We start from the raw sequence: 8982 nt of genomic DNA on the forward strand, positions 1-8982 counted from the left end.
GGAGTTCCTACAGGAGGAGAAACCGGACAAGTACTGGTTAAATCGAATGATCTAGATTTCAACACTATGTGGGTTGATCCGGCAAATTTTGGCATCAAACGGCAATTAGGAGATAAAGTTCTAGGAGGGACAGTAATTTATGTTAATCCATTAGGCACTCATGGCCTTATTGTAGCCAATACAGATCAAGACGACTCTAGTACTTGGTGGGATGCACAAGATACTATCACTAACCCAGCTCATTTTGACAGTGAAGGCAAATTATACTCCGACTGGAGACTGCCTACTCGCTTTGAATTGAATTTAATTTATATGATGCGTAATGAGCTCGGAAATTTCTTACCAGGTAATTACTGGAGCTCGACTGAGAAATCATCAGCAAACAGCTGGACTTTTAATTTTAAAACAGGAGAAATTAAGGATATTGCCAAGAATAAAACAGCCGCTATCCGGGCAGTAAGAACCTTTTAAACAGTAGCATGAAAATGTTCATAAATTCGTTTTGCCAATTGTTCGTTGATTCCTTGCACTTTGCAAATTTCTTCCAATGGTGCCTTGGCCAACTCTCGCAATCCTCCAAAACGCTGAAGCAAAGCTTGTCTTCTCTTCAAGCCAACTCCTTCTATACTTTCTAGGGTAGACTCAACTCGTGCCTTTTGTCTTTTCTTGCGATGAGCAGTAATAGCAAAACGATGCGCTTCATCGCGAATATGCTGTAAAAGATGAAGTGCCTTAGAATCTTCAGGTAAAATGAATTCTCTGTCTTCATTGACCAATACTAGCTTTTCCCAACCCGCCTTCCGTGAAGGCCCTTTTGCTACCCCCAATAGAGTAACACCTGTCACATTCAGTGAATTCAAAACCCGTTTTGCAACAGAAACCTGTCCCTTCCCACCATCAATAACTAAAACATCTGGTAACGATTGTGCTTCGATGAGTCTTTTGAATCGGCGAGAAACTGCTTGCTCCATTGCAGCATAGTCATCTCCCGGTGTAATACCTTCAATATTAAAACGCCTATACTGATTAGGACAAGGGCCTTCTTTATCAAATACAACGCAAGATGCGATAGTTGCTTCCCCTCGAGTATGACTAATGTCAAAACACTCCATGCGTTCTATATTGCTATCCAATGATAATAATTGCTTTAACTCTTGATATCGTGCCCGGATGGTGGAATGTTTATTAACATATTCTGCTATTGAAATTCGTAAATTATTAACTGCAAAATCCATCCATCTGGTTTTAACTCCCTTTGGATTAATTTGAATCTTACAGGTTTTACCTCTCTGTTGGGACAAAGCATCCTCTAAAGAATGACGCTCTTCAATCAACTGATTAGTAATAATCAACTCCGGGATTTTTTCTGGAGCATCCAAGTAATAGAAACCAATGAATGCTTCAAAAGTTTGTTGCCATAAAGAGTTCGTTTCCATTCCTTCATCTAATACTTTGTAGGGTACAGAAGGAAAAAAGCTTTGGCTACCTAATACCTGTCCTTCACGAATCGTTACGTATTGAATACATGCAAAACCAGGGCGAGCTTCAATGGCAATAACATCAGCATCTCCACGTAATTGTACAACAACGCCTTGCTGTTCTTGAATTAAGCGTAGACTTTTTATCTGATCTCGCAAAATGGCCGCTTCTTCAAAATTTAATTGACTAACTGCCTTGCTCATTCGTTCAGCAAGTTCATCAAGGATTATCTGAGATTTCCCTTGTAAAAATCGTATGGCATCCTCTACAGATTGTTTGTAGCTTTCAGGAGAAATATAATTGACACAAGGTGCTGTGCAACGCTTTATTTGATATTGCAAACAAGGGCGAGAGCGTGAGTTAAAATAACTGTCACGACAATTACGAATTTTGAATACTTTTTGGATTGTTACTATTGTTTCTTTTACAGCAGCAACACTGGGAAAAGGCCCAAAAAAATTACCCGAGGGAGGTTTCTTTTTACTGCGATACAATTCAATTCTTGGGAATTCAGGGTGATTCGAGAGATGGATATAAGGATAAGATTTGTCATCTCGCAATAGAACATTATATTTCGGCCTTAATGCTTTGATCAGATTGCTTTCTAATAACAAAGCTTCCGTTTCCGATCTGGTGACAGAAACTTCTATAGAAGCGATTTGACTGACTAGGGAGCGTGTTTTAATTCCTGTATTTTGCTTATTAAAATAGCTACTTACTCTTTTTTTAAGGTTAGCCGCTTTCCCCACGTATAGAACGGTACCCTTTTCGTCCAACATGCGATAGATGCCTGGTTCACCAGGAAGCTTAGCTAGAAATAAAGCGAGTTCAGCCGAAAGCTTTATATCGTTCATGAAATCAACAACTAATCATCTTGTGACAAATCATTGGGATGCTCAATGATACGGTGCTTCATCGCCAGATAGGTCAGCTCCACATCATTTTTAATTCCTAATTTTTCAAACATCCTATATCGATAACCATTAATGGTTTTACTGCTTAAAAACAATCTGTCCGCAATCTCTTGCACGTTCATGCCGCTTGTAATCATCAGCATGACTTGCATTTCTCTCTCAGATAACAAATCAAATGGAGAATCTTGGGGTTCCTGAATACTATTAATTGCCATCTTCTGTGCTATCTCAGCACTAAGATATTTTTCACCTTTTGCCACCTTTCGGATCGCAGCAGCCATTTCTTCGGCTCCAGATTCCTTGGTGAGATATCCCATAGCACCTAATTGTAACACTCGTGTAGGTAGCGGATCTGAACAAATTGCTGTGACGGCAATGACTTTAATATTTGGATTTGTTTTTTTTAAACGACGCGTAACCTCCCACCCATCAATCCCAGGCATTTTCATATCTAATAATACAACATCTGGAGAGTGAGTTTTTACATAGGCTAAAGCTTGCTCACCGCTTTCAGCATCTGCAACCACATCTACATCCGACATATCTTCAAGCAATCGTCGAATACCCATTCTAACCAATGCATGGTCATCAACAATTAATACTTTAATCAAATAATGCTCCTTGACCAAACAGTCAATGAACAAACTGTGTTGGTTGATGTTAACAAGACTCTATAATCATTACAATACATAAAATTTCTAATCCATCACGACAATTTTTGCCCTTATTAACAATAATAGACTAACAAGCTCTTATATGAATATTGGGATTATTGGGATCGACATTAAAATACGGCGGAAATTCACCCAACTCGCGAGCCCTATCTATATATTTACCCATATCAGTGCGAACAAAGTCATATAAGTTCTGGTAACTGTCAATAACAAAATAAACTGGCTGTAATTGGTCAATCCGATAAGGCATTCGAAACGCAACAACCGGATCAAACAAAACCCTAACGGGGACATCACTTTCCACACAATAAACGGTTTCACTAATAGAAGATAAAATACCCCCACCATAGGCTCTAAGCCCCTTTGAGGTTTTAATCAGCCCAAACTCTACAGTAAACCAAAACATTCTTTGCAATAAGGCCCAATCCTGCTCAGGAAAAGTCAATACCTTACATGCATAATCATAAACAAACTCCGCATAGACCCTATCTGTTAACATGGGGCAATGCCCAAAGAGCTCATGAAAAATATCAGGCTCTTTGACATAATCCAATTCTTCTTCACTCCGAATAAAAGTCGCTGCCGGGAAATATTTTTTTGCTAATAATTCAAAGAATTCCCTCGCTGAAATCAAAGCAGCTACTGGTGCCACTTGCCACCCAGTTTTAGCTTTTAATCGTTGACTGACTTCCGGGAGTTGCGGAATAGCTTGTGAATTTAGGCCTAAGGTTTTTAATCCAACAATAAATTCATCACAAGCTCTGGCCGGTAACAATTTAAGCTGTCTTTCAAATAAAATACTCCAAATTCTGTTTTCTTCAGTCGAATAATTCACTAAACCCCGAGCGTCAGGAACATGTGCAACATAACGGCTTTGAAACTCCATAATTTCTCCTTCACTCATTTTATCTTGGAAAAACAATCGTAAATTACTTTATCTGTTTTTTCAGGCTCATTCAAAAATCAATACCACAGGATGATAACGTCTATTTTCACGTTAAGCTAACACAAAAAACCAAAGAAAACATTGCCTTAAAATTACTGTAATCTGTGCGTATTACCTCTTAGTAAAGACATTTTCCAGATTGGCTTAGTGATGCTATCCTCAACTTGTTCTAGTAATTACCCAACAGTAAACTAAATGTCAACACCGTTTTTAATCATCTTTTTGGAAGTGCCAGTAATATCTTGCATACTGCAGAATGCTATATGTGACTTTCAAGAGCAACAGAATGACGCGCGACATAGACAATTCAGGTAATACAAAAATTAACGATTAATACTATTAAATTGAGCACCTTTCTATATATTATTACTTATTTTATAGATTCTGCTATAAAATTTATTTCTTAACTTACTGATTGGAATACATAAAATGACAATAGGCATCCTAGCCACTGGTGATGAAATTGTACATGGCGATACTCTGAATACTAATGCTCATTATATTGCTCATGCTCTTTGCTCAGAAGGATTACCACTTGGGTTACACGTAGCTTGCAGCGATAAGGAAAAAGACATTATAGATAGCCTGAATTTTCTAGTGGAACGTCATGATATCATCATTTCCATTGGTGGACTCGGACCAACAAAAGATGACATTACCCGCTTTGCCTTAGCCAAATTTACGCAAGAATCACTTGTTCAACATGCTGAAGCCCTAAAACACGTAGAAAATAAAGCAAATATAGCCAAAATATCACTTAATCAAGGGAATTTGCAGCAATGTCTCTTCCCCCTCCATGCCAAATTATTCCCCAATCCTTATGGCACAGCAATGGGATGCTCTTATTTATGGAAAGGGAAGATTTTTATTCTATTACCTGGGCCACCGCGTGAGTGCCTCCCTATGTTTAATAATTACGTTCTTCCACTATTATTACAGACTAGCCACAGTCATAAACAAATCCTGAGGTGGCGAATTTTCGGTTTAGCTGAAAGTGAGATAGCTCAAACACTTGAAGACGCTTTAGACGGATTGGATTGTCAAACCGGGTATCGATTGGAGACACCCTATATTGAATTCAAGGTCAGATGCAAAAATGAACTGGTTGGCAAAATTAAGTCCATAGTAGAACCCATTCTCGCTCCACATATTATTTCACCCTTAGAAGCCAAAGCATCCGACCAATTAAGAGATCTTATCTTGCATATTAATGAACCGATAACCATTATTGATGAAGCGACTGGGGGATTACTGCAATCCATTTTGGTGAAACCTGAGAACCATCATTTAATAAATTTTCATAATCTCAGAAATACCAGGCTATACTTTCACTGCAACGGTCTGGAGGACTATTGGTCACAACTATCACCCAAAGGCACTACTAAATTAATTATTCATTATAGTAATCAAATGCAGGAAGGAAGAGAAACCCATGAAATTCCTTATCGAAGTCCCATGGTGGTGCATTATGCTGTTGAATGGTTAAGCTTCCGACTCTTTCATCTCATCAACCAATTGCATTAAAGCATAGCAAAGTTCCTGGGTTCCCTCACCTTTTATGGCTGAAATCGGGAATACTTTGTCTTTCCAATTCAAACCTTCTATTATGCTTTGAATCTTTTCTTTCCTGCTTGTCTCATCAGGCAACATATCTATTTTGTTTAAAACCAACCATCTAGGCTTATTATGCAGATCAGGATTGTATTGAGTTAATTCATTAATAATAGCTTTGGCATCCGCCACTGGATCACTTCCATCCAGAGGAGCGATGTCGATAACATGTAGCAAAACACAAGTGCGTGAAAGATGCTTTAAAAACCTATGTCCCAGACCAGCTCCCTGAGCAGCTCCTTCTATAAGCCCTGGAATATCGGCCATTACGAAGCTCTTATAGGGTGAAACACGAACCACTCCCAAACCAGGATGTAGCGTTGTAAAAGGATAATCAGCCACTTTGGCTTTCGAGCTTGAGACGGCTCTGATTAGAGTAGATTTGCCAGCATTAGGAAGCCCTAATAAACCAACATCAGCCAGAACCCTTAGTTCAAGACGCAAGTGTCTGGATTCGCCTGGACGCCCTGGGGTTGTTTGTCTTGGTGTTCGATTAACACTGCTTTTATAACGAGTATTACCTAGACCATGAAAACCACCTTTAGCTATAAGAACTGGAATCCCAGGTTGATTAATATCCGCCAGTAATTCACCAGTATCCACATCGTACACCATGGTTCCAATAGGTACTTTGATAATCAGATCGTCCCCTTTTTTTCCAGTACAATTTCCTCCCATACCCGATTGACCATTCTCAGCCTTATAATGGCGAGTATAACGAAAATCAATTAAGGTATTTAAATCGCTGCTCGCCTCAAAATAAATACTTCCACCATCACCCCCATCGCCACCATCAGGTCCCCCGCGAGGAATAAATTTTTCCCTTCTGAAGCTTAAGCAGCCATTCCCACCTTTACCAGCCTCTACTTTAATCAGTGCTTCATCAACGAATTTCATGCCGAACCTTAAAAACTAAAAAAAAACCCCGTAACCGGGGTCAAATAAAACAAATTACATTGCATAAGAACTTCAACTTAGGGCGATTGATTCATTAATCTCGCAAGTTGCTGACATACTACAACTTACCCTGAAACATCCATACGATCTCTTATAGAAACAAGGAAACAAGTCACAGCACATAGGCGGCAGAGACGAATTGCCAACACACCTCTTAATTCGCAGTTTCTTCTTTTTGTTCAGGTACTATAGTGACGTATTTGCGATTTTTCTCACCCTTGATCGTAAATTGTACCAACCCTTCTACCAGAGCATACAGAGTATGATCACGGCCACATCCTACACCAGGTCCAGGATGAAAACGTGTACCACGTTGTCTTACAATTATTTCTCCAGCGTTTACAAATTGACCACCAAAACGTTTCACGCCAAGGTATTTTGGATTCGAATCGCGGCCATTCCGAGTACTACCGCCTGCTTTCTTATGAGCCATTGCTATCCCCTCTTATTTACCTATCGCAGTAATTTTAACTTGCGAATAATATTGTCGGTGCCCCATTTGCTTCATGTGGTGCTTACGTCGACGAAATTTGATAATTTTAACTTTTTTGTGGCGACCATGATCAAGCACTTCAGCTTTCACTGTCGCTTTAGCAACAAAAGGTGTGCCACAAGTTACTTTATCACCATCAACTAACATTAATACTTCTGAAAAATTTATTTCATTGCCAACATCTTCAGGCAGCAATTCAATTTTTATCACATCACCTTCTTGTACGGTGTATTGCTTACCGCCAGTTTTGATTACCGCATACATAACTAGTCTCCAATTTGCCTGATTGGCTATCACAATTCCAACAAAGTGGCATATTCTATGAAATTATGACTATTACTTCAAGTTCATTTTAAAATATTGTATACTTCACCACCCTTTATCGATTGACTCAGTATTTTTATAGGGAGTTTCGATACCTTATTAATCTGGTCGCGGATTAATTTAAGGATTATATATTTTCAGGGATAGTTGTAATGAATACAGTGAACCCATTGCTCATGTTACTATAGTTCGGCTGTTGGCAATACTGTTCGCACAACACAACCACACTGAAAATATTATCCAAGGGAGAACCTTTAAATTTTTGGAGTTATTTATAATGTCAACCATTCAATTAGAAGCCCAAACAAGAACGGATATGGGGAAAGGTGCGAGCCGCCGCCTACGTCGTCTTGAAAATAGAGTACCTGCAGTTCTATATGGCGGAAATAAAAAGCCATTAGCAATTCATTTCCCTCACAATAAAGTAATTAAGGCATTGGAAACAGAGAGCATTTATTCCAGTATTTTTGATATTACTGTAGATGGCAAAGTGGAGCATGTTATTTTAAAAGCACTACAACGTCATCCATACAAACCCATTGTATTGCACATGGATTTACAGCGTGTTTCCGGGAAAGATATTCTGGTAAAATTAATTCCTATTCATTTTATTAATGAGCAACAATCTCAAGGAGTGAAGGCTGGCGGAATTGTTCAACATACCATGACTCAAGTTGAAATACGCTGCCAAGCAAAAGATTTACCTGAATTTATTGAAGTCGATATGTCGAAAGTTGGTCTGGATGATGTAGTTCATCTTTCCGACTTAACGCTTCCCAAGGGAGTACAACTGACTGTTGATGTCACTGATGGTAGCCATGATTCCCCGGTAGTCAGCATTCATGCTTCCAAAGTAAGTGGCGCTGATCTTGAAACATCAGCAACTCCAGCTGCTCCAACTTCAGAGCAAGAAGAAGGCACTGAATAAGTTGCTTTTTATAATATTTCATGTAGATATCCTGCAGGATATTTACATGAACCTAAAATTAATATTTCTCAATCAAAACCTGCTTTATACAACTAATGAAGAACCAATAGCCTATGGCCATAAAACTTATTATCGGTTTACGTAATCCCGGCTCAGCCTATGAGCAAACCAGACACAATGCTGGCGGTTGGTTAGTTTCCGCTTTAGCTCAAAGGCATAATTCTCATTTTAAAATTGACAAAAAAATGCAAGCAGAATTAGCAGAACTGAATTTTAATCATGACATCTGCCGACTGGCGTTACCCTTGACTTATATGAATCATAGCGGGCAAGTAACAAGAATGGTCAGTCAATTCTATAAAATTGAACCCAATGAAATATTAATTGTTCATGATGAATTGGATTTACCCGTCGGGCGTATCAAATTAAAAACGGGAGGAGGACATGGAGGTCATAATGGCTTGAGAGACATCAGCACTCAACTGGGAACAGGCGATTTTCATCGTTTACGTATAGGAATAGGGCATCCTGGCCACAGAGATCTAGTCCACCAATATGTGTTAAGTAAGCCATCGATGCACGATAGACAACAAATTTATGATGCAATTGACAGAGGCATAGCAGTAATACCTATGGTATTGTCTGGAGATATAGCC

The 8982-nt window shown here is 39.0% G+C and carries 10 protein-coding genes; 4 read left to right on the plus strand and 6 right to left on the minus strand.

Translation table 11 applies throughout. The annotated features are described in order from the left end of the window. Positions 1-471 (plus strand): Lcl C-terminal domain-containing protein (locus OK13_RS10585; RefSeq protein WP_035890729.1); only part of this gene is annotated, 471 nt, incomplete at its 5' end. Here the strand turns inward: OK13_RS10585 and uvrC are convergent. The 3 genes from uvrC to phhA form a co-directional block, all read right to left on the minus strand. After that, complete coding sequence (gene uvrC / locus OK13_RS10590; RefSeq protein WP_035890730.1) at positions 468-2333, minus strand: excinuclease ABC subunit UvrC; 1866 nt, start codon at positions 2331-2333, stop codon at positions 468-470. The genes OK13_RS10585 and uvrC overlap by 4 nt on opposite strands. 11 nt (positions 2334-2344) lie before the next feature. Further along, positions 2345-3004: a two-component system response regulator LetA gene (gene letA / locus OK13_RS10595; RefSeq protein WP_035890732.1), complete on the minus strand. Its 660-nt coding sequence runs from the start codon at positions 3002-3004 to the stop codon at positions 2345-2347. 130 nt (positions 3005-3134) lie between these two features. Continuing rightward, the gene (phhA, locus tag OK13_RS10600) at positions 3135-3953 is read right to left on the minus strand and encodes a phenylalanine 4-monooxygenase (RefSeq protein WP_035890733.1); all 819 of its coding nucleotides are present in this window, start codon (positions 3951-3953) and stop codon (positions 3135-3137) included. A gap of 489 nt (positions 3954-4442) precedes the next feature. On the opposite strand from phhA, the gene OK13_RS10605 reads away from it, so the two are divergent. Then, a complete protein-coding gene (locus OK13_RS10605; protein WP_035890735.1) occupies positions 4443-5537 on the plus strand; it encodes a competence/damage-inducible protein A in 1095 nt (364 codons plus the stop codon). On the opposite strand, the gene cgtA is transcribed toward OK13_RS10605, so the two are convergent. The 3 genes from cgtA to rplU form a co-directional block, all read right to left on the minus strand. Further along, on the minus strand, positions 5496-6521 hold the full coding sequence (cgtA, locus tag OK13_RS10610) for an Obg family GTPase CgtA (protein ID WP_035890736.1): 1026 nt from the start codon (positions 6519-6521) through the stop codon (positions 5496-5498). The genes OK13_RS10605 and cgtA overlap by 42 nt on opposite strands. A 214-nt stretch (positions 6522-6735) precedes the next feature. After that, positions 6736-7014, minus strand: coding sequence for a 50S ribosomal protein L27 (gene rpmA / locus OK13_RS10615; RefSeq protein ID WP_035890738.1), 279 nt, complete (start codon positions 7012-7014; stop codon positions 6736-6738). A gap of 12 nt (positions 7015-7026) precedes the next feature. Beyond that, positions 7027-7338, minus strand: a complete 312-nt coding sequence (gene rplU / locus OK13_RS10620; protein WP_035890739.1) for a 50S ribosomal protein L21 — start codon at positions 7336-7338, stop codon at positions 7027-7029. A gap of 337 nt (positions 7339-7675) precedes the next feature. Here rplU and OK13_RS10625 point away from each other — a divergent pair, with 337 nt between their 5' ends. Both OK13_RS10625 and pth read left to right on the plus strand, forming a co-directional pair. Continuing rightward, entirely contained in the window at positions 7676-8326 is a 651-nt protein-coding gene (locus tag OK13_RS10625) for a 50S ribosomal protein L25/general stress protein Ctc (protein WP_035890741.1), read from the plus strand. A 113-nt stretch (positions 8327-8439) separates the two neighbouring features. After that, positions 8440-8982, plus strand: a 543-nt coding sequence (gene pth, locus OK13_RS10630) for an aminoacyl-tRNA hydrolase (protein WP_035890742.1), incomplete at its 3' end; no start/stop codon positions are given.

Source organism: Legionella norrlandica (assembly GCF_000770585.1).
GTDB classification, from domain to species: domain Bacteria; phylum Pseudomonadota; class Gammaproteobacteria; order Legionellales; family Legionellaceae; genus Legionella; species Legionella norrlandica.